Here is a 23,200-nt window from a genome sequence, read left to right as displayed (position 1 = left end):
CTGACCTTGCTTATCGTCGTCGAAAGCGGATTCCGTTTCGTTGGAATCCGAACTGCGGCGCGCACTGGGCAGGGGGATCCCATGTGGTCGAGACATTACGTCCTCCTCGCTAAGGTAAGCCTCACCTAACTTACATGGAGGTAGGTTCCCCGTGAACCAGAAGCGACCCAAGGTCAAGAAGTCTCGCGCCCTCGGCATCGCCCTGACGCCGAAGGCCGTCAAGTACTTCGAGGCCCGCCCCTACCCGCCGGGCGAGCACGGCCGTGGCCGCAAGCAGAACTCGGACTACAAGGTCCGTCTGCTCGAGAAGCAGCGTCTGCGCGCCCAGTACGACATCTCCGAGCGCCAGATGGCCCGCGCGTACGACCGCGCGAAGAAGGCCGAGGGCAAGACGGGCGAGGCGCTGGTCGTCGAGCTCGAGCGTCGTCTGGACGCCCTGGTCCTGCGTGCGGGCATCGCCCGCACCATCTACCAGGCCCGCCAGATGGTCGTCCACGGCCACATCGAGGTCAACGGCGGCAAGGTCGACAAGCCGTCGTTCCGCGTGCGTCCCGACGACGTCATCACGGTTCGCGAGCGCAGCCGCGAGAAGCACCCCTTCCAGGTCGCCCGCGAGGGTGGCTACGCCGGTGAGGGTGAGACCCCGCGTTACCTGCAGGTCAACCTGAAGGCCCTGGCCTTCCGCCTCGACCGCGACCCGAACCGCAAGGAGATCCCGGTCATCTGCGACGAGCAGCTCGTCGTCGAGTACTACGCCCGCTGATCCAGCGGACGTAGCCACTCACAGGCTGGTCCGGCCCGCCGTCCCCTCAGGGGGCGGCGGGCTTTGCCGTATCCGTCGCAGCCGCACCGGAATCCGGTACTGCGGCGGATCTCCGGCGCGATAGGGTCGGAGCAGACTTAACCAGCAGACGTGAACCCGTCGGGTTTCCAGATTTCAGGAAGCGGTGCAACGTGTCCGGTGGAGAGGTGGCCGGGATCATCGTGGCCGTCTTCTGGGCCATCCTGGTCTCCTTCCTCGCGGTGGCGCTGGCCAGGCTCGCCCAGGTGCTCAGGGCCACCACCAAGCTCGTGGCCGAGGTCACCGAGCAGGCCGTCCCGCTGCTCGCGGACGCCTCCACGACCGTCCGCTCCGCGCGCACCCAGCTCGACCGGGTCGACGCCATCGCGAGCGACGTCCAGGAGGTCACCTCCAACGCCTCCGCGCTGTCCTCCACCGTCGCCTCCACCTTCGGCGGCCCCCTCGTCAAGGTCGCGGCCTTCGGCTACGGGGTACGCAAGGCCATGGGCAGGACCGACGCCGGAACCGAGCGCACCCCCCGGCGCACCGTGATCGTCGGCCGTACGGTGCCGGCTCCGCGGCGCCGCAAGCAGAAGGGCTGAGACCTCCGATGTTCCGCCGAGCCTTCTGGTTCACCGCCGGCGCCGCCGCCGGCGTCTGGGCCACCACCAAGGTCAACCGCCAGCTGAAGAAGCTGACGCCGGAGAGCCTCGCGGCCCAGGCGGCCGACAAGGCCGTGGAGGCGGGCCACCGCCTCAAGGACTTCGCCCTCGACGTCAAGGCGGGAATGACGCAGCGCGAGGACGAGCTGAACGACGCCCTGGGCCTGACCCAGGACCCCGACCGGCCCGACAACGTCACCGCCCTCCCCGGGCCGCGGCGGCTGCGGGCCATCGGACCCGACAGCACCACCCACCGATCGAATCTCTCGTACAACCGGAATGAGGACCACTGATGGAGTCGGCTGAAATCCGCCGCCGCTGGCTGAGCTTCTTCGAGGAGCGCGGTCACACCGTTGTCCCTTCGGCGTCGCTCATCGCGGACGACCCGACTCTGCTGCTGGTGCCCGCGGGCATGGTCCCCTTCAAGCCCTACTTCCTGGGTGAGACCAAGCCGCCGGCGCCCACGCTGACCAGCGTGCAGAAGTGCGTCCGCACGCCGGACATCGAAGAGGTCGGCAAGACCACCCGCCACGGCACGTTCTTCCAGATGTGCGGCAACTTCTCCTTCGGCGACTACTTCAAGGAAGGCGCCATCACGTACGCCTGGGAGCTGCTGACCAGCTCCGTGGCGGACGGCGGCTACGGCCTGGAGCCCGAGAAGCTCTGGATCACGGTCTACCTCGACGACGACGAGGCCGAGGCCATCTGGCGCGACAAGATCGGCGTCCCGGCCGAGCGCATCCAGCGCCTGGGCAAGAAGGACAACTTCTGGTCCATGGGCGTCCCCGGCCCCTGCGGCCCCTGCTCCGAGATCAACTACGACCGCGGCCCCGAGTTCGGCGTCGAGGGCGGCCCGGCCGTCAACGACGAGCGGTACGTGGAGATCTGGAACCTCGTCTTCATGCAGTACGAGCGGGGTGCCGGCGACGGCAAGGAGGACTTCCCGATCCTCGGCGACCTGCCGTCGAAGAACATCGACACCGGCCTCGGCCTCGAACGCCTCGCGATGATCCTCCAGGGCGTGCGGAACATGTACGAGACCGACACCCTGCGCGTGGTCATGGACAAGGCCACCGAGCTGACCGGTGTCGCCTACGGCGCCGCCGACCACACGGACGTCTCCCTGCGCGTGGTCGCCGACCACATCCGCACCTCGACCATGCTCATCGGCGACGGCGTCACCCCCGGCAACGAGGGCCGCGGCTACGTGCTGCGCCGCATCATGCGCCGCGCCATCCGCAACATGCGCCTCATGGGCGCCACCGGCCCGGTCGTCCAGGACCTGATCAACGTCGTCATCGAGACGATGGGGCAGCAGTACCCGGAGCTCGTCACCGACCGCAAGCGCATCGAGACCGTCGCCATCGCCGAGGAAGCCGCCTTCCTCAAGGCCATCAAGGGCGGCACCAACATCCTCGACACCGCCGTGACCGAGACCAAGGCCGCCGGCGGCACGGTCCTCTCCGGCGACAAGGCGTTCCTGCTCCACGACACCTGGGGCTTCCCGATCGACCTCACCCTGGAGATGGCCGCCGAGCAGGGCCTCTCCGTGGACGAGACCGGCTTCCGCCGCCTGATGCAGGAACAGCGCGACCGCGCCAAGGCCGACGCCAAGGCCAAGAAGACCGGCCACGCCGACGTCTCCGCCTACCGCGAGATCGCCGACGGCTCCGGAGCCACCGAGTTCACCGGCTACGCCACCAACCAGGGCGAGGCCACCATCGTCGGCCTCCTGGTCAACGGCGTCTCCGCGCCCGCCGCCTCCGAGGGCGACGAGGTCGAGGTCGTCCTCGACCGCACCCCCTTCTACGCCGAGGGCGGCGGCCAGCTCGCCGACCAGGGCCGCATCAAGCTCGACACCGGTGCCGTCATCGAGGTCCGCGACGTCCAGCAGCCCGTCCCGGGCGTCTCCGTCCACAAGGGCTCCGTCCAGGTCGGCGAGGTCACGGTCGGCGCCTCCGCGTACGCCGCGATCGACGTCAAGCGCCGCCGGGCCATCGCCCGCGCCCACTCGGCCACCCACCTGACCCACCAGGCGCTGCGCGACGCCCTCGGCCCGACGGCCGCCCAGGCCGGCTCCGAGAACAGCCCCGGCCGCTTCCGCTTCGACTTCGGCTCGCCGAACGCCGTCCCCGGCACGGTCCTCACCGACGTCGAGCAGAAGATCAACGATGTGCTCTCCCGCGAGCTCGACGTCACCGCCGAGATCATGAGCATCGACGAGGCGAAGAAGCAGGGCGCCATCGCCGAGTTCGGCGAGAAGTACGGCGAGCGGGTCCGCGTCGTGACCATCGGCGACTTCTCCAAGGAGCTGTGCGGCGGCACGCACGTCGGCAACACCGCCCAGCTGGGCCTGGTGAAGCTGCTCGGCGAGTCCTCCATCGGCTCCGGCGTGCGCCGCGTCGAGGCCCTCGTCGGCGTGGACGCGTACAACTTCCTCGCCAAGGAGCACACGGTCGTCGCCCAGCTCCAGGAGCTGGTCAAGGGCCGTCCGGAGGAGCTGCCGGAGAAGATCGCCTCCATGCTCGGCAAGCTGAAGGACGCCGAGAAGGAGATCGAGAGGTTCCGCGCGGAGAAGGTCCTCCAGGCCGCGGCCGGCCTCGCCGCCGGCGCCCAGGACATCCGCGGCGTCGCCCTCGTCGTCGGCCAGGTGCCGGACGGCACGGGCGCCCACGACCTGCGCAAGCTGGTCCTGGACGTCCGCGGCCGCATCCCGGGCGACCGTCCGGTCGTCGTCGCGCTGTTCGCCGTGGCGAACGACCGCCCGCTGACCGTGATCGCCACCAACGAGGCGGCCCGCGAGCGCGGCCTCAAGGCCGGCGACCTGGTCCGCACCGCCGCCAAGACCCTCGGCGGCGGCGGTGGCGGCAAGCCGGACGTGGCCCAGGGCGGCGGCCAGAACCCGGCCGCCGTGCCGGAGGCCATCGCCGCGGTCGAGCGTCTCGTCGTCGAGACGGCCTGACGATGAGCCTGCGCCGTGGCCGCCGTCTGGCCATCGATGTCGGAGACGCCCGGATCGGGGTCGCCTCGTGCGACCCCGACGGGGTGCTGGCCACGCCGGTGGAGACCGTCCCGGGCCGGGACGTCCCGGCCGCCCACCGGCGGCTGCGGCAGCTCGTCGCGGAGTACGAGCCCCTCGAAGTCGTCGTCGGCCTCCCCCGCTCGCTCAGCGGGCGGGAGGGGCCGGCCGCGGCCAAGGTACGTGCCTTCGCGAACGAACTGGCCAAGGGGATCAAGCCGGTGACGGTCCGCCTGGTGGACGAGCGGATGACCACGGTCACCGCCGCCCAGGGCCTGCGCGCCTCCGGGAAGAACGCGAAGAAGGGCCGGTCGGTCATCGACCAGGCCGCCGCTGTGGTCATCCTTCAGAACGCTCTTGAGACCGAACGGGTATCAGGTAATCCGCCTGGTGAGTGCGTCGAAGTGGTTGTCTGATCGCGGTACGGTAACGTTCCGCGCGATGAGACGGCATTCGAACAGCCGTCGCCCACCACTCAAGAGGCGGAACCGGGTGCCGCGGCCGATGTGAGCCGAGGCTCTTCGTCTCGCGGCTCTAGGGGACCGATGACTGACTATGGCCGGGGCCACGGCTCCGAACCGTGGAACCCCCAGGACCCCCTCTACGGGGACCAGGGGTGGACCGCGCACCAGACGCAGCAGGCGCAGGTGCCCTACGGCGGTGACCCACAGCAGCAGTACCAGCACCCCCTGGATCCGCAGCAGCAGGATCTGACGTACCAGCAGCAGCCTCAGTACCAGCAGGAATACCCCGCGCAGTACCCCCAGCAGCAGCCGCAGTACGCCGAACAGCAGGTGTACGCGGCGCAGCACGCCCAGGCCCAGGCCCACGTCCAGCAGCAGCTCCAGCAGCAGCCGCTGTACGAGGGCCAGGGCCAGGGCCAGGGCCAGGGCCAGGGCTGGGACGGCGCCCACGAGCAGCAGTACATGGCCGCCGTCCAGACCGACCCCTACGCGGGCGCCGACCCGTACGCCCAGCAGTCCGCCGGGGCGTTCCCCGGTGAGGCCCCCGACCTGTACGCGACGCCGGACGCCTTCCCGCCGCCGCAGCCCCCGAACCAGCGCCACCTGGAGCCGGAACCGGAGGAGGAGCCCGAGGAGTCCGTCCTGCCCGTGGGCGGCGGCGCGGACGACGCCGGCGAGCCCGTGGCCGGCGGCCGCCGGGCGGGCCGCGGCAAGGGCGGCAAGGCGGGCAAGAAGAAGCAGAAGAAGCGCAGCGGCGCGGCCTGCCTGGTCGCCGCCGTCGTGATCCTCGGCATCGTCGGCGGTGGCGGCTACTACGGCTACGGCTACCTGAAGGACCGGTTCGGCGCGACCGAGGACTTCGCGGGCGAGGGCACGGACGAGACCGTCGACGTCGAGATCCCCAAGAACGCGGGCCTGGGCCAGATGGGCCGCATCCTGAAGGAAGCCGGCGTGGTCGCCAGCGCCCAGGCCTTCGTGGACGCCGCGAACGCCAACCCCAAGGGCAAGTCGATCCAGCCGGGCATCTACCCGCTGAAGAAGAAGATGTCGGGGACGGCCGCCGTCGCGCTGATGATCGACCCGAGCAAGCTCGCGGTCATCACCGTCCCCGAGGGCATGCGCAACTCCGAGATCTACAAGGCGATCGACAAGAAGCTCGGCAAACCGGACGGCACCACCCGCGAGATCGCCTCGCGCGAGGCCAAGAACCTCGGCCTGCCGGCCTGGGCCGCGAGCAACCCGAAGATCACGGACCCGCTCGAGGGCTTCCTGTACCCGATGCGGTACGACCTCAAGAAGGACAGCACGCCCGAGTCCCTGCTCAAGCAGATGGTCAAGAACGCCTCCGACAAGTACGCGGAGCTGGGCGTCGAGGCCAAGGCCAAGGAGCTCAACCTGGAGAACCCGCTCCAGGTGATCACCGTCGCGAGCCTCGTCAACGCCGAGGGCAAGAACCACGACGACTTCCGCAAGATGGCCGAGGTGGTCTACAACCGCCTCAAGAAGACCAACGACGTCACGAACCAGAAGCTCCAGTTCGACTCGACGTACAACTACGTCAAGAACCAGAGCGAGATCAACTTCAACCTGAAGGAAGCCCAGGCCTTCGACAACCCGTACAACACGCACTTCGTCAAGGGCCTCCCGCCCGGTCCGATCGACAATCCCGGTCTGGACGCGCTGACCGCTACGCTCAACCCCGATCACGGCGGCTGGATGTTCTTCGTGTCGGTCGACGGCAACAAGACGACCTTCACGAAGACCTACGACGAGCACCTGAAGCTCGTCGCGGAGTTCCAGGAGCGTCAGGCGCAGAAGAAGAACGGCGGGTAGCAGGACATGTCACGGACACGGGCCGCGGTGCTGGGATCTCCCATCGAGCACTCCCTCTCACCGGTACTGCACCGGGCGGCCTACCGGGAGCTCGGCCTCGGCGACTGGTCCTACGACCGGTTCGAGATCGACGAGGCCTCGCTCCCGGGGTTCGTGGCGGACCTGGGCCCCGAGTGGGCCGGCTTCTCCCTGACGATGCCGCTCAAGCGGGCGGTCATCCCGCTGCTGGACGAGATCAGCGACACCGCCGCCTCGGTGGAGGCGGTCAACACCCTCGTCCTCACCGAGGACGGCCGCCGCGTCGGCGACAACACCGACATCCCCGGCATAGTCGCGGCCCTGCACGAGCGCGGGGTCGACGAGGTGCCCGCCGCCGCCGTCCTCGGGGCGGGGGCCACCGCCTCCTCGGCGCTCGCGGCCCTCGCCCGGATCTGCACCGGCGAGATCACCGCGTACGTCCGCTCCGAGGCCCGCGCCGACGAGATGCGCGGCTGGGGCGAGCGGCTCGGCGTGGACGTCCGCACCGCCGACTGGTCCCGGGCCGCCGAGGCCCTCCACGCCCCGCTGGTGATCGCCACCACACCGGCGGGCGCCACCGACGCACTCGCCGCCGCCGTACCCGCGGCCCCGGGCGCACTCTTCGACGTCCTGTACGACCCCTGGCCCACCGCACTCGCCGCCGCCTGGTCCGGCCGCGGCGGCACCCTGCTCGGCGGGCTGGACCTCCTCGTCCACCAGGCCGTGCTCCAGGTCGAGCTGATGACCGGCCGCGCCCCCGGCCCCCTGGCGGCCATGCGGGCCGCGGGAGAGCGGGCGCTGGCCGCGCGTTAGGCTTCCCACCTGCTGTTCTTCGGGGTGAGGGGGGCGCGTGGACGCGTTCGGAACGGGCCAGACGCTGGCTTCCAAGTGGGACGCCGGGTACGCCGTCCTGATGTTCGTCAAGGTGCTGATCGGCGACCTGCCCGACTGGGCGAAGTGGATCGTCGGCTCGCTGGTGTCCGTGGTGGTCGTCCTGGAGGGCTACCGGTGGTGGCGCCGCCGCCGTGAGACGGCCGTCCGATAGCTGGACCGGATCACGGAGGAACCCCGGGGACGTGGGAGGATTCGGGTACCGGCGGTTGCGGTCCGCGCACCGGACTCGCCGTGGCAGTGCCAGGCGCGAGCATGAGGAGCATCGTTGAGCAGGTTGCGTTGGCTGACCGCAGGAGAGTCGCACGGACCGGCCCTGGTCGCGACGCTGGAGGGCCTTCCCGCCGGCGTCCCGGTCACCACCGAGCTGGTGGCCGACCACCTGGCCCGGCGCCGGCTCGGCTATGGACGCGGTGCCCGGATGAAGTTCGAGCAGGACGAGATCACCTTCCTCGGCGGCGTCCGCCACGGGCTCTCCCAGGGCTCCCCGATCGCCGTCATGGTCGGCAACACCGAGTGGCCCAAGTGGGAGACGGTCATGTCGGCCGACCCCGTCGACCCCTCGCTGCTCAAGGACACCGGCCGCAACGCGCCGCTGACCCGCCCCCGCCCCGGCCACGCCGACCTCGCGGGCATGCAGAAGTACGGCTTCGACGAGGCCCGGCCGATCCTGGAGCGCGCCAGCGCCCGTGAGACCGCCGCCCGCGTCGCCCTCGGCGCCGTCGCCCGCTCCTTCCTGAAGGAGGTCGCGGGCATCGAGATCGTCTCGCACGTGGTGGAACTGGCCTCGGCCAAGGCCCCCTACGGCGTCTACCCGACCCCCGCCGACGTCGAGAAGCTCGACGCCGACCCGGTGCGCTGCCTCGACGCCGACGCGTCGAAGGCGATGGTCGCGGAGATCGACCAGGCCCACAAGGACGGCGACACCCTCGGCGGCGTCGTCGAGGTCCTCGCCTACGGCGTGCCCGTCGGCCTCGGCTCCCACGTCCACTGGGACCGCCGCCTCGACGCACGCCTCGCCGCGGCGCTCATGGGCATCCAGGCCATCAAGGGCGTCGAGGTCGGCGACGGCTTCGAGCTGGCCCGCGTGCCCGGCTCCCAGGCGCATGACGAGATCGTCTCCACCCCCGAGGGCATCAAGCGCACCTCCGGCCGCTCCGGCGGCACCGAGGGCGGCCTGACCACCGGTGAGCTGCTGCGCGTCCGCGCCGCGATGAAGCCCATCGCGACCGTGCCGCGCGCCCTGGCCACCGTCGACGTGGCCACCGGTGAGGCGGCGGTGGCGCACCACCAGCGCTCCGACGTCTGCGCCGTGCCCGCCGCGGGCATCGTCGCCGAGGCCATGGTGGCGCTCGTGCTGGCCGACGCGGTCGTCGAGAAGTTCGGCGGCGACTCCGTCCCCGAGACCCGGCGCAACGTGCGCTCCTACCTCGACAACCTGCAGATCCGGTGACGGGCGGACCGCTCGTCGTCCTCGTCGGCCCCATGGGGTCCGGCAAGTCCACGGTGGGGGCGCTGCTCGCCGAGCGGCTCGGCGTCGCCTACCGGGACACGGACGCGGACATCGTCGCGGCCCAGGGCCGGGAGATCTCCGACATCTTCGTCGACGAGGGCGAGCCCCACTTCCGTGAGCTGGAGCGGCAGGCGGTCGCCACCGCCGTCGCCGAGCACACGGGCGTCCTCGCCCTCGGCGGCGGCGCCGTCCTCGACCCGGGCACCCGCGCCCTGCTGGCCGGCCTGCCCGTCGCCTATCTGTCGATGGACGTCGAGGAGGCCGTGCGCCGCGTCGGCCTCGGCGCGGCCCGCCCGCTGCTGGCCGTCAACCCGCGCCGGCAGTGGCGTGAGCTGATGGAGGCCCGGCGCCCCCTGTACACCGAAGTCGCGCGCGTCGTGGTGGCCACGGACGAACGCACCCCCGAAGAGGTCGCCCAGGCGATCCTCGACGCTCTGGAGTTGAAGGACGTATGACAGACCAGGTGACGCGGATCCAGGTCGGCGCCAGCGCCGGACACGACGCGTACGACGTGCTGGTCGGCCGGCAGCTGCTCGGCGAGCTCGGCGGCCTGATCGGGACGAAGGCCCAGCGGGTCGCCGTGATCCACCCGGAGGCCCTCGCCGAGACCGGCGAGGCGCTTCGCGCGGACCTGGCCGATCAGGGCTACGAGGCCATCGCCATCCAGGTGCCCAACGCGGAGGAGGCCAAGACCGTCGAGGTGGCGGCCTACTGCTGGAAGGCGCTGGGCCAGTCGAACTTCACCCGCACCGACGTGATCGTCGGCGTGGGCGGCGGCGCCACCACCGACCTGGCGGGCTTCGTCGCGGCCTCCTGGCTGCGCGGGGTGCGCTGGATCGCGGTCCCGACCACCGTCCTGGCGATGGTGGACGCGGCCGTCGGCGGCAAGACCGGCATCAACACCGCCGAGGGCAAGAACCTCGTCGGCGCCTTCCACCCGCCGGCCGGGGTGCTGTGCGACCTCGCCGCGCTGGACTCGCTGCCCGTCAACGACTACGTCAGCGGTCTCGCCGAGATCATCAAGGCCGGTTTCATCTCCGACCCGGTGATCCTCGACCTGATCGAGGCGGACCCGCAGGCCGCGCGCACGCCCGAGGGCCCCCACACGGCCGAGCTGATCGTCCGCTCCATCCAGGTCAAGGCCGACGTGGTCTCCAGCGACCTCAAGGAGTCGGGCCTGCGGGAGGTCCTCAACTACGGGCACACCCTCGCGCACGCCATCGAGAAGAACGAGCGCTACAAGTGGCGCCACGGCGCGGCCGTCTCCGTCGGCATGGTCTTCGCCGCCGAACTCGGCCGCCTGGCCGGGCGCCTGGACGACGCGACGGCCGACCGGCACAAGGCGGTGCTGGCCTCCGTCGGGCTGCCGCTGACCTACCGCGGCGACCAGTGGCCCAAGCTGCTCCAGACCATGCAGGTCGACAAGAAGTCCCGCGGCAACCTGCTGCGCTTCATCGTCCTCGACGGACTGGGCAAGCCGACCGTGCTGGAGGGCCCCGACCCGGCCCACCTGATCGCCGCGTACGGCGAGGTGTCGGCGTGAGCCGCCCCGTCCTGGTGCTGAACGGCCCGAACCTGGGCCGGCTCGGCTCCCGCGAGCCCGACGTCTACGGGGCCACCTCGTACGCCGGCCTGGTCGAGAGCTGCCGCACCCTGGGCGCCGAGCTCGGGTTCGACGTCGAGGTCCGCGAGACCAACGACGAGGGCGAGCTCGTGCGCTGGCTGCACGAGGCGGCGGACGGCAAGATCCCGGTCGTGATCAACCCGGGTGCCTTCACGCACTACTCGTACGCCATGCGGGACGCGGCCGCGCAGCGGACCGCGCCGCTGATCGAGGTGCACATCTCCAACCCGTACGCCCGGGAGGAGTTCCGGCACACCTCGGTCATCGCGGCCGTGGCCACCGGCACCGTCGCGGGCTTCGGCCTGGGCTCTTACCGGCTGGCGCTGCGCGCGCTGGCCGAAGAGGTCACGGCCTGAGATAACGTTCACGCATCAGTCGCCTGAACGAGACGGAGTGGCGAGGATGCAGCACGGAGTGGGGGGCTGGGGTCCGCCGGGACAGCACCCGGCACCGCCCCCGCCACCGCCGATACCCCCTGCGCAGGGCTGGCCGGCGCCCCCGGTGCCCGAGGCGACGGGTCACATCCCGCTGCCCCCCGCCGCGCCCGCCCCGCCCGCTCCCCCCGCCGGGGGGACGGGCGGCGCCGTGCTCGCCGTCCTGCTCATCGGCCCGGCGGGCGCCGGCAAGACGACCGTGGCCCGGCACTGGGCGCAGACGCGTCCGGTGCCGACCGCGCACATCAGCCTCGACGACGTCCGCGAATGGGTCCGCTCGGGCTTCGCCGACCCGCAGGCCGGCTGGAACGACCACTCCGAGGCCCAGTACCGCCTGGCCCGCCGCACCTGCGGCTTCGCGGCCCGCAACTTCCTGGCCAACGGGATCTCCTGCATCCTCGACGACGCCGTCTTCCCCGACCGGCCCGTGGTCGGCCTCGGCGGCTGGAAGCGCCACGTGGGTCCCGCCCTCCTGCCGGTGGTGCTGCTCCCCGGCCTGGAGATCGTCCTGGACCGCAACGCCGCCCGCTCCGGAAACCGGCGCCTGTCCGACGAGGAAGTCGCCCGCATCCACGGCCGGATGGCCGGCTGGTACGGCTCCGGGCTGCCGATCATCGACAACTCCCACCTCGACGTGGAGGCCACCGCGCGCGCCCTGGACGAGGCGCTCGCCCGGGCCCTGGCGAGTCCTCCCCGCTGGTAGCGGCGCGGGGGAGGCCGGGGACGGCCCGTCCGGACGCGCTCGCCGGGCCGGATGCGCGGCTCGCTCGTAGGCTCGAAGACATGTCAGACGTGTACGCGGCCCGCAGGGGCCTGCTCCGCGAGCGCTGCGCCGCCGCGGGCAACTCCGCCGCCCTGATCACGCGTCCGGCGAACGTCCGCTACCTCGCCGGGGCGTCCCCGCTGGGCGCCGTCCTGCTGGTCGGGCCCGCCGACGACGAGCTGTTCTGCGCGGCCCCGCCCACCGGCGAGGCCGACGAGGGGCGGCTGGACGAGGGGCTGACGCTCAGCCTGCTGGGTGGGCCCGGGGCGGATCCGGCGGTGGCCGCGGCCGACCGCGCCGCCGCCGTACGGGCGGACTCCCTCGCCGTCGAGGAGCACCACCTCACGGTCGCCCGGCACCGCGCGGTGTCCTCCGTCGCCCCCCGCCTGCGGCTGGCCGACCTGGGCTCGGCCGTGGAGCAGCAGCGGCTGGTCAAGGACGAGGAGGAGATCGCCTGCCTGCGGATCGCCGCCGAGATCGCCGACCAGGCCCTCGGCGAGCTGCTGGAGTCGATCCTGGTCGGGCGCACCGAACGCCACCTGGCCCTGGAGCTGGAGCGCCGGCTCGTCGACCACGGCGCGGACGGCCCCGCCTTCCCGACCTCCGTCGGCACCGGCCCGCACTCCGGCCGCTCCCGGCACCGGCCCTCGGACCGGCGGGTGGAGGAGGGCGACTTCCTCTCCGTCTGCCTCGGCGCCAACTACCGGGGCTACCGCTGCGAGATCGGCCGCACCTTCGTGATCGGAACCACTCCGGCCGACTGGCAGATCGAGCTGTACGACCTGGTCTTCGCCGCCCAGCGGGCCGGCCGGGAGGCGCTGCTGCCCGGTGCCACGTACCGGGACGTGGACCACGCGGCGCGGTCCGTACTGGACTCGGCGGGGTACGGCGAGGCCCTCGCCGGGTGCATGGGACACGGGGTCGGCCTCGAAATCGACGAGGACCCGCAGCTTGCACCTACGGCAATGGGTAAACTGGACGCTTGCGTGCCGGTCACCGTCGAACCGGGGGTTCACCTCCCCGGCCGGGGAGGTGTCCGGATCGATGACACGCTCGTCGTGCGCCCCGAGGCGGACGGCGGTCCCGAGCTACTCACCATTACGACCAAGGAGCTGCTCGCACTGTAGTCCGCTGTGCCGGGCCGTGTGCGCCTCCCTGGTCTTCCAGTGCAGGAGATTCCGCAACCGTGGCTTCCACGAACGACCTCAAGAACGGCATGGTGCTCAAGCTCGACGGTGACCAGCTCTGGTCCGTCGTCGAGTTCCAGCACGTCAAGCCCGGCAAGGGCCCGGCCTTCGTGCGCACCAAGCTCAAGCACGTGCTCTCCGGCAAGGTCGTCGACAAGACCTTCAACGCCGGCACGAAGGTCGACACCGCCACGATCGACCGCCGTGACATGCAGTTCTCGTACATGGACGGCGACTACTTCGTCTTCATGGACATGCAGACCTACGACCAGCTGATGGTCTCGCGCGCCGCCGTCGGCGACGCCGCCAACTTCCTCATCGAGGGCTTCACCGCCTCCGTGGCCCAGCACGAGGGCGAGGTGCTCTACGTCGAGCTCCCGGCCGCCGTCGAGCTGACCATCGAGCACACCGACCCGGGCGTCCAGGGCGACCGCTCCACCGGTGGCACCAAGCCCGCCAAGCTGGAGACCGGCCACGAGATCCAGGTCCCGCTCTTCGTCACCACCGGCGAGAAGATCAAGGTCGACACCCGCACCAGCGCCTACCTCGGCCGGGTGAACAGCTAACCGTGGCTGCCCGGAGCAACGCGCGCAAGCGCGCCTTCCAGATCCTCTTCGAGGCCGACCAGCGGGACGTTCCCGTGCGCGAGGTCCTCGCGGACTGGATCCGCCACGCGAACGCGGACGTCCGGCAGCCGCCGGTCAACGCCTTCACGATGGACCTCGTCGAGGGGTACGCCGAGAAGGTGAACCGCATCGACGACCTGATCGTCACCTACGCCGTGGACTGGGAGCTCGACCGCATGCCGGTCGCCGACCGGAACATCCTGCGGCTGGGCGCCTACGAGCTGATCTGGGTCGACGAGACCCCGGACGCCGTGGCGATCGACGAGGCGGTGCAGCTGGCGAAGGAGTTCTCCACGGACGACTCCCCGGCGTTCGTCAACGGCCTGCTGGCCCGCTTCAAGGACCTGAAGCCGAGCCTGCGCCGCGGCGAGGGCTGACGACGCGCACCGCGCACACACGGAAGGGCCCGCGACGTCCGCGTCGCGGGCCCTTCCGTATGCCCGCCCCGGCGGGTCCACGCGAAAAAACCGGCGGGTGCCGGGACCCCCGTGAGGGTCCCGGCACCCGCCGGTACGTTTCTGCTGGTACGGCCGTTCCCGGCCCGGGGACTAGATGTCCTCGTGGGCGACGGCGCGGCGCGCGTCGGCGTCCAGGACGCCCCAGCTGATCAGCTGCTCGGTCAGGACCGAGGGGGACTGGTCGTAGATGACGGCCAGGGTGCGCAGGTCGTCCTGGCGGATCGACAGCACCTTGCCGTTGTAGTCGCCGCGCTGGCTCTGGATGGTCGCGGCGTAACGCTGGAGCGGGCCGGCCTTCTCGGCGGGCACGCCCGCCAGGCGCTCCAGGTCGAGGCGCAGCTTCGGCGGCGGCTCGGCGGCTCCGCCGGGGGTGGTGCCCGGCAGCAGCTCCTGGACCGGCACCCCGTAGAAGTCCGCCAGCTCGGCGAGGCGCTGGACGGTCACGGCGCGGTCCCCGCGCTCGTAAGAACCGACCACCACGGCCTTCCAACGGCCCTGGGACTTCTCCTCGACACCGTGGAGGGAGAGGCCCTGCTGGGTGCGGATGGCGCGGAGCTTGGCCCCGAGCTGTTTGGCGTATTCGCTGGACATAACGCTCCCGGACGCTGTGACGTGCGGCTCCGCCGCGCGGCTGGTAACTCACTGTGAGGTTACGCAGCGTTACGTGGATGCGTCAAGCCGAATGGTCATCGACGCCCTCGTACGAGGGGGAGCGCGCGCCCCCGGTGCGCGGGTGCCCGCCCCGCCCTGGTACCGTGGACGGCGTACATCAGACGTCCTTTAAGGTCCGTCCCGTGAGGCGGAGAAGGAGGTCCTTTTCATGGACAGCCAGGTTTCCCAGGTCTCTCCCGATGAAGCGACGCGCTCCGTACTGGAGGCGCAGGACATCGCCCGGGTGCTGACCCGCATCGCCCACGAGATCGTCGAACGCGCCAAGGGCGCCGACGACGTGGTGCTCCTCGGCATCCCCACCCGCGGCGTCCACATCGCCCGCCGGCTGGCCGCCAAGCTGGAGGAGATCACCGGGACGAAGATCCCGGTCGGCTCCCTCGACATCACCATGTACCGCGACGACCTGCGGATGAAGCCCGCCCGGGCCATCGGCCGCACCGAGATCCCCGGCGACGACATCGACGGCCGTCTCGTGGTCCTCGTCGACGACGTGCTCTTCTCCGGCCGCACCATCCGCGCCGCCCTCGACGCCCTCGGCGACCTCGGCCGCCCCCGCGCCGTCCAGCTCGCGGTCCTCGTCGACCGCGGCCACCGCGAACTTCCGATCCGCGCCGACTACGTGGGCAAGAACCTGCCCACCTCGCTGCGGGAGACCGTCAAGGTCCAGCTCCAGGAGGAGGACGGCCGCGACGCCGTACTGCTCGGCCAGCGGACCGTCCAGGCAGCAGCGCAGTAACCCACCCGGTCACGGGCTCCCGCGGCGGGGCCCGCGCCCCGGCCTGCCCTGCCCGCACCACCGTCAGCCCCGCCTGCCTGCCCTCCCGACTTACGGAGCACCCAGATGAAGCGCCACCTCATCTCGGCCGCCGACCTCACGCGCGACGACGCCGTCCTCATCCTCGACACCGCCGAGGAGATGGCCCGCGTCGCCGACCGGCCGATAAAGAAGCTGCCCACCCTCCGCGGCCGCACGATCTGCAACCTGTTCTTCGAGGACTCGACCCGTACCCGGATCTCCTTCGAAGCCGCCGAGAAGCGCCTCTCCGCCGACGTCATCAACTTCGCCGCGAAGGGCTCCAGCGTCTCCAAGGGCGAGTCCCTCAAGGACACCGCCCAGACCCTGGAGGCCATGGGCGTCGACGCGGTCGTCATCCGCCACCACGCCTCCGGCGCCCCCTACCGGCTCGCCAACTCCGGCTGGATCGACGCCCCGGTGATCAACGCCGGCGACGGCACCCACGAGCACCCCACGCAGGCGCTCCTCGACGCCTTCACCATGCGCCGCCGCCTGGTCGGCCGCGACGCGGGCCTCGGCAAGGACCTGGGCGGCCGCCGGATCACCATCGTCGGTGACGTCCTGCACAGCCGGGTCGCCCGTTCCAACGTCCAGCTGCTGCACACCCTCGGCGCCGAGGTCACCCTCGTGGCCCCGCCCACCCTGGTGCCGGTCGGCGTCGAGAACTGGCCCTGCGAGATCTCGTACAGCCTGGACGAGGTGCTGCCGAAGTCCGACGCCGTCATGATGCTGCGTGTGCAGCGCGAGCGCATGAACGCCGCCTTCTTCCCGACCGAGCGCGAGTACTCCCGCCGCTACGGCCTGGACGCCGCCCGCATGGCGCGGATGCCCGAGCACGCCGTCGTCATGCACCCCGGCCCCATGGTCCGCGGCATGGAGATCACCGCCGAGGTCGCCGACTCCGACCGCTGCACGGTCGTCGAGCAGGTCGCCAACGGGGTCTCGATCCGCATGGCCGTCCTGTACCTGCTGCTCGGAGGCTCCGAGCCCGCCGTCACCACGTCCCGCACCGAGGAGAACAAGTAACCATGAGCAAGATCCTTATCCGCGGTGCGCAGGTCCTCGGCGGCGAGGCGCAGGACGTCCTGATCGACGGCGAGACCATCGCCGCCACCGCCCGGACGGGCGAAATCGACTGGAGTGGCACCGGACTGTCCGCCGAAGGCGTCGACACCGTCGTCGAGGCGGCCGGCCAGGTCCTCCTCCCGGGCCTCGTCGACCTCCACACCCACCTGCGCGAGCCGGGCCGCGAGGACTCCGAGACCGTCCTGACCGGCACCCGCGCCGCCGCCTCCGGCGGCTACACCGCCGTCTTCGCCATGGCCAACACCTTCCCGGTCGCCGACACCGCCGGCGTCGTCGAGCAGGTCTGGCGCCTGGGCAAGGAGTCCGGCTACTGCGACGTGCAGCCCATCGGCGCCGTCACCGTCGGCCTGGAGGGCAAGAAGCTCTCCGAGCTGGGCGCCATGCACGAGTCCGCCGCCCGCGTCACCGTCTTCTCCGACGACGGCAAGTGCGTGGACGACGCCGTGATCATGCGCCGCGCCCTGGAGTACGTGAAGGCCTTCGGCGGCGTCGTCGCCCAGCACGCCCAGGAGCCCCGCCTCACCGAGGGCGCCCAGATGAACGAGGGCGTCGTCTCCGCGGAGCTGGGCCTGGGCGGCTGGCCGGCCGTGGCCGAGGAGTCGATCATCGCCCGCGACGTCCTGCTCGCCGAGCACGTCGGCTCCCGCGTGCACATCTGCCACCTCTCCACCGCCGGCTCCGTCGAGATCGTCCGCTGGGCCAAGTCCCGCGGCATCGACGTCACCGCCGAGGTCACCCCGCACCACCTGCTCCTCACCGACGAGCTGGTCCGCTCGTACGACCCGGTCTACAAGGTCAACCCGCCGCTGCGCACCGAGCGCGACGTGATGGCCCTGCGCGAGGCGCTCGCCGACGGCACGATCGACATCGTCGCCACCGACCACGCCCCGCACCCGCACGAGGACAAGGACTGCGAGTGGGCCGCCGCCGCCATGGGCATGGTCGGCCTGGAGACCGCGCTCTCCGTCGTCCAGCAGACGATGGTGGAGACCGGGATGCTCGACTGGGCGGGCGTCGCGGAGCGCATGTCCTTCGCCCCGGCCCGCATCGGCGGCCTGTCCCACCAGCACGGCCGGCCCGTCTCGGCAGGTGAACCCGCGAACCTGACCTTGGTCGATACCTCGTACCGTGGTGTCGTGGACCCCGCACACTTCGCCTCCCGCAGCCGCAACACGCCCTACGAGGGCCGCGAGCTGCCGGGGCGCGTCACTCACACCTTCCTGCGGGGCCGTGCAACGGTCGTGGACGGGAAACTCGCGTGACACCTGCAGTGATCCAACTGGCCGCCGAGGCCGCCGGGCGACAGTCGGCGGAGGTGACGGACTGGGGCGCCCGCATCGCGTGGGTGATCGGTCTGCTCGTCTTCATCGCCTTCGTGTACTGGCTGATGCGGCAGGGCTGGAAATGGCGCGGAGCCCTGCAGAGCGATCTGCCGGAGCTGCCCGCCGCCCCCGGCGGTCTCCCCGAGCACCGGCTGGCCCTGACCGGCCGGTACCACGGGTCCACCACCGCCGGGCAGTGGCTCGACCGGATCGTCGCCCACGGTCTGGGAGTGCGCAGCCGGGTGGAACTCACCCTCACCGACGCGGGCCTCGACGTGGTCCGTCCGGGTGCCACCGACTTCTTCGTACCGGCCCCGCAACTGCGCGGCGCCCGCCTCGACAAGGGAATCGCGGGCAAGGTACTCACCGAGGGCGGTCTGCTCGTCGTCACCTGGGCGCACGGCGACAAGCTGATCGACTCCGGATTCCGCTCCGACCGCGCGGCCGAGCACGCCGCCTGGGTCGAGGCCATCAACTCCATGAACCAATCCATCACGACGGAAGGCGCCGAACGATGACGACCTCCACCAGGGGAGCAGCCAAAGCTCCCGCCGTACTCGTCCTGGAGGACGGCCGGATCTTCCGCGGCCGCGCCTACGGCGCAGTGGGGGAGACCTTCGGCGAGGCCGTGTTCTCCACCGGCATGACCGGCTACCAGGAGACCCTCACCGACCCGTCGTACCACCGGCAGGTCGTCGTGATGACCGCCCCCCACGTGGGCAACACCGGTGTCAACGACGAGGACCCCGAGTCCTCCCGCATCTGGGTCTCCGGCTACGTCGTGCGCGACCCCGCGCGCATCCCGTCCAACTGGCGCTCGCGGCGCTCGCTGGACGAGGAGCTCGTCAAGCAGGGCGTCGTGGGCATCAGCGGCATCGACACCCGCGCCCTGACCCGCCACCTGCGCGAGCGCGGCGCCATGCGCGTCGGCATCTTCTCCGGCGAGGCGGTCGCCGACGACGCGGCCCTGCTCGCGAAGGTCCAGGCGCAGCCGCAGATGAAGGGCGCCAACCTCTCCGCCGAGGTCGCCACCAAGGAGGCGTACGTCGTCCCCGCGATCGGCCCCGACGGCGAAGCCGTCCCGATTGGCACCGCGCGCTTCACCGTCGCCGCCGTCGACCTCGGCATCAAGGGCATGACCCCGCACCGGATGGCCGAGCGCGGCATCGAGGTGCACGTGCTGCCCGCCACCGCCACCGTCGAGGACGTGTACGCGGTCAACCCCGACGGCGTCTTCTTCTCCAACGGCCCGGGCGACCCGGCCACCGCCGACGGCCCCGTCGCCGTCATGCGGGGCGTCCTGGAGCGCAAGACCCCGCTCTTCGGCATCTGCTTCGGCAACCAGATCCTGGGCCGCGCGCTCGGCTTCGGCACCTACAAGCTGAAGTACGGCCACCGCGGCATCAACCAGCCGGTCCAGGACCGCACCACCGGCAAGGTCGAGGTCACCGCGCACAACCACGGCTTCGCCGTCGACGCGCCCCTCGACAAGGTGTCCGAGACCCCCTTCGGCCGCGCCGAGGTCTCCCACGTCTGCCTGAACGACAACGTCGTCGAAGGCCTCCAGCTGCTCGACCAGCCGGCCTTCAGCGTCCAGTACCACCCCGAAGCGGCAGCCGGCCCGCACGACGCCGCCTACCTCTTCGACCGCTTCGTCAGCCTTATGGAGGCCGAGCGTGCCTAAGCGCACCGATATCCAGTCCGTCCTGGTCATCGGCTCCGGCCCGATCGTCATCGGCCAGGCCGCCGAGTTCGACTACTCCGGCACCCAGGCCTGCCGCATCCTCAAGGCCGAGGGCCTGCGGGTCATCCTGGTGAACTCCAACCCCGCGACGATCATGACCGACCCGGAGATCGCCGACGCCACGTACGTCGAGCCGATCACCCCCGAGTTCGTCGAGAAGATCATCGCCAAGGAGCGCCCCGACGCGCTCCTGCCCACCCTCGGCGGCCAGACCGCGCTGAACACCGCGATCTCCATGCACGAGCAGGGTGTGCTGGAGAAGTACGGCGTCGAGCTCATCGGCGCCAACGTCGAGGCCATCAACAAGGGTGAGGACCGCGACCTCTTCAAGGGCGTCGTCGAGGCCGTCAAGGCCAAGATCGGCCACGGCGAGTCCGCCCGCTCGGTCATCTGCCACTCGATGGACGACGTCCTCAAGGGCGTCGAGACCCTCGGCGGCTACCCCGTCGTCGTGCGCCCCTCCTTCACCATGGGCGGCGCCGGCTCCGGCTTCGCCCACGACGAGGACGAGCTGCGCCGCATCGCCGGCCAGGGCCTCACGCTCTCCCCGACCACCGAGGTGCTCCTGGAGGAGTCCATCCTCGGCTGGAAGGAGTACGAGCTGGAGCTGATGCGCGACACCAAGGACAACGTGGTCGTCGTCTGCTCCATCGAGAACTTCGACCCGATGGGCGTCCACACCGGCGACTCCATCACCGTCGCCCCGGCGATGACGCTGACCGACCGCGAGTACCAGCGGCTGCGCGACATCGGCATCGCGATCATCCGCGAGGTCGGCGTCGACACCGGCGGCTGCAACATCCAGTTCGCGATCAACCCGGACGACGGCCGCGTCATCGTCATCGAGATGAACCCGCGCGTCTCCCGCTCCTCCGCGCTCGCCTCGAAGGCCACCGGCTTCCCGATCGCCAAGATCGCCGCCAAGCTGGCCATCGGCTACACGCTGGACGAGGTCCCCAACGACATCACCGAGAAGACCCCGGCCTCCTTCGAGCCGACCCTCGACTACGTCGTCGTCAAGGCCCCACGCTTCGCCTTCGAGAAGTTCCCGGCCGCCGACGCCACCCTCACCACCACCATGAAGTCGGTGGGCGAGGCCATGGCCATCGGCCGCAACTTCACCGAGGCCCTCCAGAAGGCCCTGCGCTCCCTGGAGAAGAAGGGCTCGCAGTTCACCTTCGTCGGCGAGCCCGGCGACAAGGAGGAGCTGCTGCGCGTCGCGGTCCGCCCGACCGACGGCCGCATCAACACCGTCATGCAGGCCATCCGCGCCGGCGCCACCCAGGAGGAGGTGTTCGAGGCCACGAAGATCGACCCGTGGTTCGTCGACCAGCTCTTCCTGATCAAGGAGATCGCGGACGAGATCGCCTCCGTCGAGAAGCTGGAGCCCGAGCTCCTCGCCGAGGCCAAGCGCCACGGCTTCTCCGACGCCCAGATCGCCGAGATCCGCGGCCTGCGCGAGGACGTCGTCCGCGAGGTCCGCCACGCCCTCGGCGTCCGCCCGGTCTACAAGACGGTCGACACCTGCGCCGCCGAGTTCGCGGCGAAGACCCCGTACTTCTACTCGTCCTACGACGAGGAGTCCGAGGTCGCCCCGCGCACCAAGCCCGCGGTGATCATCCTGGGCTCCGGCCCGAACCGCATCGGCCAGGGCATCGAGTTCGACTACTCCTGCGTCCACGCCTCCTTCGCCCTCAGCGACGCCGGCTACGAGACCGTGATGGTCAACTGCAACCCCGAGACCGTCTCGACGGACTACGACACCTCCGACCGCCTGTACTTCGAGCCGCTGACGCTCGAGGACGTGCTGGAGATCGTCCACGCCGAGTCGCTGGCCGGCCCCATCGCCGGTGTCGTCGTCCAGCTCGGCGGCCAGACCCCCCTGGGTCTCGCCCAGGCCCTCAAGGACAACGGCGTCCCGGTCGTCGGCACTTCGCCCGAGGCCATCCACGCCGCCGAGGACCGCGGCGCCTTCGGCCGCGTCCTGGCCGAGGCCGGCCTCCCGGCCCCCAAGCACGGCACCGCCACCACCTTCGCGGGTGCCAAGGCGATCGCCGACGAGATCGGCTACCCGGTCCTCGTCCGCCCGTCCTACGTGCTCGGCGGCCGCGGCATGGAGATCGTCTACGACGAGACCCGCCTGGAGTCGTACATCGCGGAGTCGACCGAGATCTCCCCGACCCGCCCCGTGCTGGTCGACCGGTTCCTCGACGACGCCATCGAGATCGACGTGGACGCCCTCTACGACGGCGAGGAGCTCTACCTCGGCGGCGTCATGGAGCACATCGAGGAAGCCGGCATCCACTCCGGCGACTCGGCCTGCGCCCTGCCCCCGATCACCCTCGGCGGCTTCGACATCAAGCGCCTGCGCGCCTCCACCGAGGCCATCGCCAAGGGCGTCGGCGTCCGCGGCCTGATCAACATCCAGTTCGCGATGGCGGGTGACATCCTCTACGTCCTGGAGGCCAACCCGCGCGCCTCCCGGACGGTCCCCTTCACCTCGAAGGCCACCGCCGTCCCGCTCGCGAAGGCCGCCGCCCGCATCGGGCTCGGCGCCACCATCGCCGAGCTGCGCGCCGAGGGCATGCTCCCCAAGGAGGGCGACGGCGGCACCCTGCCGCTGGACGCGCCGATCTCCGTCAAGGAGGCCGTCATGCCGTGGTCGCGCTTCCGCGACATCCACGGCCGCGGCGTCGACACCGTCCTCGGCCCGGAGATGCGCTCCACCGGCGAGGTCATGGGCATCGACTCCGTCTTCGGCACGGCGTACGCCAAGTCGCAGGCCGGCGCCTACGGCCCGCTGCCGACCAAGGGCCGCGCCTTCATCTCGGTCGCCAACCGCGACAAGCGCTCGATGGTCTTCCCGGCCCGCGAGCTGGTCGCCCACGGCTTCGAGCTGATGGCCACCTCCGGCACCGCCGAGGTCCTCAAGCGCAACGGCATCAACGCCACCGTCGTGCGCAAGCTCAGCGAGGGCGAGGGGCCGAACGGCGAGAAGACCGTCGTCCAGCTCATCCACGACGGCCAGGTCGACCTGATCGTCAACACCCCGTACGGCACCGGCGGCCGCCTCGACGGCTACGAGATCCGCACGGCGGCCGTGGCGCGCGGCGTCCCGTGCCTGACGACGGTCCAGGCGCTCGCCGCCGCCGTCCAGGGCATCGAGGCGCTCGGCCGCGGCGAGGTCGGCGTGCGCTCCCTCCAGGAGCACGCGGAGCACCTGAACGCCTCCCGCGACTAGCAGCCCGTCCGACAGGGGGGCACCGACGCAGCAGCGATCGGTGTCCCCCCTTTCATGAGCGCACAA

General features: G+C 71.2%; 23 protein-coding genes. 22 read left to right on the top strand and 1 reads right to left on the bottom strand.

Annotated features, from left to right (window positions below; genetic code table 11):
• The first annotated feature begins 151 nt into the window (after nucleotides 1-151).
• The 16 genes from rpsD to nusB all read left to right on the top strand — a co-directional run bounded on the left by rpsD (nucleotide 152) and on the right by nusB (nucleotide 14,192).
• Complete coding sequence (gene rpsD / locus ABT403_RS16885) at nucleotides 152-763, top strand: 30S ribosomal protein S4 (RefSeq protein WP_007263048.1); 612 nt, start codon at nucleotides 152-154, stop codon at nucleotides 761-763.
• Nucleotides 764-954: 191 nt separating this feature from the next.
• Nucleotides 955-1,383, top strand: coding sequence for a DUF948 domain-containing protein (locus ABT403_RS16880; protein WP_344159369.1), 429 nt, complete (start codon nucleotides 955-957; stop codon nucleotides 1,381-1,383).
• Nucleotides 1,384-1,391: 8 nt separating this feature from the next.
• The gene (locus ABT403_RS16875) at nucleotides 1,392-1,736 is read left to right on the top strand and encodes a DUF6167 family protein (protein ID WP_344159372.1); all 345 of its coding nucleotides are present in this window, start codon (nucleotides 1,392-1,394) and stop codon (nucleotides 1,734-1,736) included.
• A complete protein-coding gene (gene alaS, locus ABT403_RS16870) occupies nucleotides 1,736-4,405 on the top strand; it encodes an alanine--tRNA ligase (protein WP_344159375.1) in 2,670 nt (889 codons plus the stop codon). The genes ABT403_RS16875 and alaS overlap by 1 nt, the downstream gene beginning before the upstream one ends.
• A gap of 2 nt (nucleotides 4,406-4,407) precedes the next feature.
• Nucleotides 4,408-4,878 (top strand): Holliday junction resolvase RuvX, encoded by a 471-nt coding sequence (ruvX, locus tag ABT403_RS16865; protein ID WP_344159378.1) that lies wholly within the window; start codon nucleotides 4,408-4,410, stop codon nucleotides 4,876-4,878.
• A gap of 129 nt (nucleotides 4,879-5,007) precedes the next feature.
• A complete protein-coding gene (gene mltG, locus ABT403_RS16860; RefSeq protein WP_344159381.1) occupies nucleotides 5,008-6,759 on the top strand; it encodes an endolytic transglycosylase MltG in 1,752 nt (583 codons plus the stop codon).
• 6 nt (nucleotides 6,760-6,765) lie between these two features.
• Nucleotides 6,766-7,590: a shikimate dehydrogenase gene (locus tag ABT403_RS16855; protein ID WP_344159384.1), complete on the top strand. Its 825-nt coding sequence runs from the start codon at nucleotides 6,766-6,768 to the stop codon at nucleotides 7,588-7,590.
• Between the two features lie 37 nt (nucleotides 7,591-7,627).
• Nucleotides 7,628-7,822: a hypothetical protein gene (locus ABT403_RS16850; RefSeq protein WP_344159387.1), complete on the top strand. Its 195-nt coding sequence runs from the start codon at nucleotides 7,628-7,630 to the stop codon at nucleotides 7,820-7,822.
• A gap of 114 nt (nucleotides 7,823-7,936) precedes the next feature.
• Nucleotides 7,937-9,121 (top strand): chorismate synthase, encoded by a 1,185-nt coding sequence (gene aroC / locus ABT403_RS16845; protein ID WP_344159390.1) that lies wholly within the window; start codon nucleotides 7,937-7,939, stop codon nucleotides 9,119-9,121.
• Nucleotides 9,118-9,636, top strand: a complete 519-nt coding sequence (locus ABT403_RS16840; protein WP_344159393.1) for a shikimate kinase — start codon at nucleotides 9,118-9,120, stop codon at nucleotides 9,634-9,636. Before aroC ends, ABT403_RS16840 begins: the two co-directional genes overlap by 4 nt.
• Nucleotides 9,633-10,724, top strand: coding sequence for a 3-dehydroquinate synthase (gene aroB / locus ABT403_RS16835; RefSeq protein ID WP_344159396.1), 1,092 nt, complete (start codon nucleotides 9,633-9,635; stop codon nucleotides 10,722-10,724). The genes ABT403_RS16840 and aroB overlap by 4 nt, the downstream gene beginning before the upstream one ends.
• Nucleotides 10,721-11,161, top strand: a complete 441-nt coding sequence (gene aroQ, locus ABT403_RS16830; RefSeq protein WP_344159399.1) for a type II 3-dehydroquinate dehydratase — start codon at nucleotides 10,721-10,723, stop codon at nucleotides 11,159-11,161. The genes aroB and aroQ overlap by 4 nt, the downstream gene beginning before the upstream one ends.
• Nucleotides 11,162-11,207: 46 nt before the next feature.
• Nucleotides 11,208-11,942, top strand: a complete 735-nt coding sequence (locus tag ABT403_RS16825; protein WP_344159402.1) for an AAA family ATPase — start codon at nucleotides 11,208-11,210, stop codon at nucleotides 11,940-11,942.
• Between the two features lie 80 nt (nucleotides 11,943-12,022).
• On the top strand, nucleotides 12,023-13,129 hold the full coding sequence (locus ABT403_RS16820) for an aminopeptidase P family protein (protein ID WP_344159405.1): 1,107 nt from the start codon (nucleotides 12,023-12,025) through the stop codon (nucleotides 13,127-13,129).
• A gap of 59 nt (nucleotides 13,130-13,188) precedes the next feature.
• Nucleotides 13,189-13,755, top strand: a complete 567-nt coding sequence (gene efp / locus ABT403_RS16815; RefSeq protein WP_344159408.1) for an elongation factor P — start codon at nucleotides 13,189-13,191, stop codon at nucleotides 13,753-13,755.
• Between the two features lie 2 nt (nucleotides 13,756-13,757).
• Nucleotides 13,758-14,192, top strand: a complete 435-nt coding sequence (gene nusB / locus ABT403_RS16810) for a transcription antitermination factor NusB (protein WP_045947840.1) — start codon at nucleotides 13,758-13,760, stop codon at nucleotides 14,190-14,192.
• Between the two features lie 171 nt (nucleotides 14,193-14,363).
• On the opposite strand, the gene bldD is transcribed toward nusB, so the two are convergent.
• Nucleotides 14,364-14,864 (bottom strand): transcriptional regulator BldD, encoded by a 501-nt coding sequence (gene bldD, locus ABT403_RS16805; protein ID WP_007263032.1) that lies wholly within the window; start codon nucleotides 14,862-14,864, stop codon nucleotides 14,364-14,366.
• 229 nt (nucleotides 14,865-15,093) lie between these two features.
• Between bldD and pyrR the strand changes: the two genes are divergently transcribed.
• The 6 genes from pyrR to carB all read left to right on the top strand — a co-directional run bounded on the left by pyrR (nucleotide 15,094) and on the right by carB (nucleotide 23,134).
• Nucleotides 15,094-15,681: a bifunctional pyr operon transcriptional regulator/uracil phosphoribosyltransferase PyrR gene (gene pyrR, locus ABT403_RS16800; protein ID WP_344159416.1), complete on the top strand. Its 588-nt coding sequence runs from the start codon at nucleotides 15,094-15,096 to the stop codon at nucleotides 15,679-15,681.
• A gap of 105 nt (nucleotides 15,682-15,786) precedes the next feature.
• Complete coding sequence (locus tag ABT403_RS16795; protein WP_344159420.1) at nucleotides 15,787-16,767, top strand: aspartate carbamoyltransferase catalytic subunit; 981 nt, start codon at nucleotides 15,787-15,789, stop codon at nucleotides 16,765-16,767.
• Between the two features lie 2 nt (nucleotides 16,768-16,769).
• Nucleotides 16,770-18,089 carry a dihydroorotase gene (locus ABT403_RS16790; RefSeq protein ID WP_344159423.1) on the top strand — a complete coding sequence of 440 codons (1,320 nt, stop codon included), beginning with the start codon at nucleotides 16,770-16,772 and terminating at the stop codon, nucleotides 18,087-18,089.
• Complete coding sequence (locus ABT403_RS16785; RefSeq protein WP_344159426.1) at nucleotides 18,086-18,667, top strand: PH-like domain-containing protein; 582 nt, start codon at nucleotides 18,086-18,088, stop codon at nucleotides 18,665-18,667. The genes ABT403_RS16790 and ABT403_RS16785 overlap by 4 nt, the downstream gene beginning before the upstream one ends.
• Entirely contained in the window at nucleotides 18,664-19,833 is a 1,170-nt protein-coding gene (gene carA, locus ABT403_RS16780) for a glutamine-hydrolyzing carbamoyl-phosphate synthase small subunit (protein WP_344159429.1), read from the top strand. Before ABT403_RS16785 ends, carA begins: the two co-directional genes overlap by 4 nt.
• Nucleotides 19,826-23,134 carry a carbamoyl-phosphate synthase large subunit gene (gene carB / locus ABT403_RS16775; protein WP_344159432.1) on the top strand — a complete coding sequence of 1,103 codons (3,309 nt, stop codon included), beginning with the start codon at nucleotides 19,826-19,828 and terminating at the stop codon, nucleotides 23,132-23,134. The genes carA and carB overlap by 8 nt, the downstream gene beginning before the upstream one ends.
• Nucleotides 23,135-23,200: the final 66 nt, after the last annotated feature.

The sequence above is a fragment of the Streptomyces sp. NPDC000075 genome (assembly GCF_040301925.1).
Lineage (GTDB): Bacteria > Actinomycetota > Actinomycetes > Streptomycetales > Streptomycetaceae > Streptomyces > Streptomyces polychromogenes.
Note: the sequence above shows the minus strand (reverse complement) of the source record. Positions and strands in the feature narration are given on the sequence as shown.

What these genes read in the sequence shown, in the direction of transcription:
- ABT403_RS16875 (WP_344159372.1), top strand. Translation starts at nt 1,392, where the DNA reads ATGTTCCGCCGAGCCTTCTGGTTCACCGCCGGCGCCGCCGCCGGCGTC.
- alaS (WP_344159375.1), top strand. Translation starts at nt 1,736, where the DNA reads ATGGAGTCGGCTGAAATCCGCCGCCGCTGGCTGAGCTTCTTCGAGGAG.
- ruvX (WP_344159378.1), top strand. Translation starts at nt 4,408, where the DNA reads ATGAGCCTGCGCCGTGGCCGCCGTCTGGCCATCGATGTCGGAGACGCC.
- mltG (WP_344159381.1), top strand. Translation starts at nt 5,008, where the DNA reads ATGACTGACTATGGCCGGGGCCACGGCTCCGAACCGTGGAACCCCCAG.
- ABT403_RS16855 (WP_344159384.1), top strand. Translation starts at nt 6,766, where the DNA reads ATGTCACGGACACGGGCCGCGGTGCTGGGATCTCCCATCGAGCACTCC.
- aroB (WP_344159396.1), top strand. Translation starts at nt 9,633, where the DNA reads ATGACAGACCAGGTGACGCGGATCCAGGTCGGCGCCAGCGCCGGACAC.
- ABT403_RS16825 (WP_344159402.1), top strand. Translation starts at nt 11,208, where the DNA reads ATGCAGCACGGAGTGGGGGGCTGGGGTCCGCCGGGACAGCACCCGGCA.
- ABT403_RS16820 (WP_344159405.1), top strand. Translation starts at nt 12,023, where the DNA reads ATGTCAGACGTGTACGCGGCCCGCAGGGGCCTGCTCCGCGAGCGCTGC.
- bldD (WP_007263032.1), bottom strand. Translation starts at nt 14,864, where the DNA reads ATGTCCAGCGAATACGCCAAACAGCTCGGGGCCAAGCTCCGCGCCATC.
- pyrR (WP_344159416.1), top strand. Translation starts at nt 15,094, where the DNA reads ATGGACAGCCAGGTTTCCCAGGTCTCTCCCGATGAAGCGACGCGCTCC.
- ABT403_RS16795 (WP_344159420.1), top strand. Translation starts at nt 15,787, where the DNA reads ATGAAGCGCCACCTCATCTCGGCCGCCGACCTCACGCGCGACGACGCC.
- ABT403_RS16790 (WP_344159423.1), top strand. Translation starts at nt 16,770, where the DNA reads ATGAGCAAGATCCTTATCCGCGGTGCGCAGGTCCTCGGCGGCGAGGCG.
- carA (WP_344159429.1), top strand. Translation starts at nt 18,664, where the DNA reads ATGACGACCTCCACCAGGGGAGCAGCCAAAGCTCCCGCCGTACTCGTC.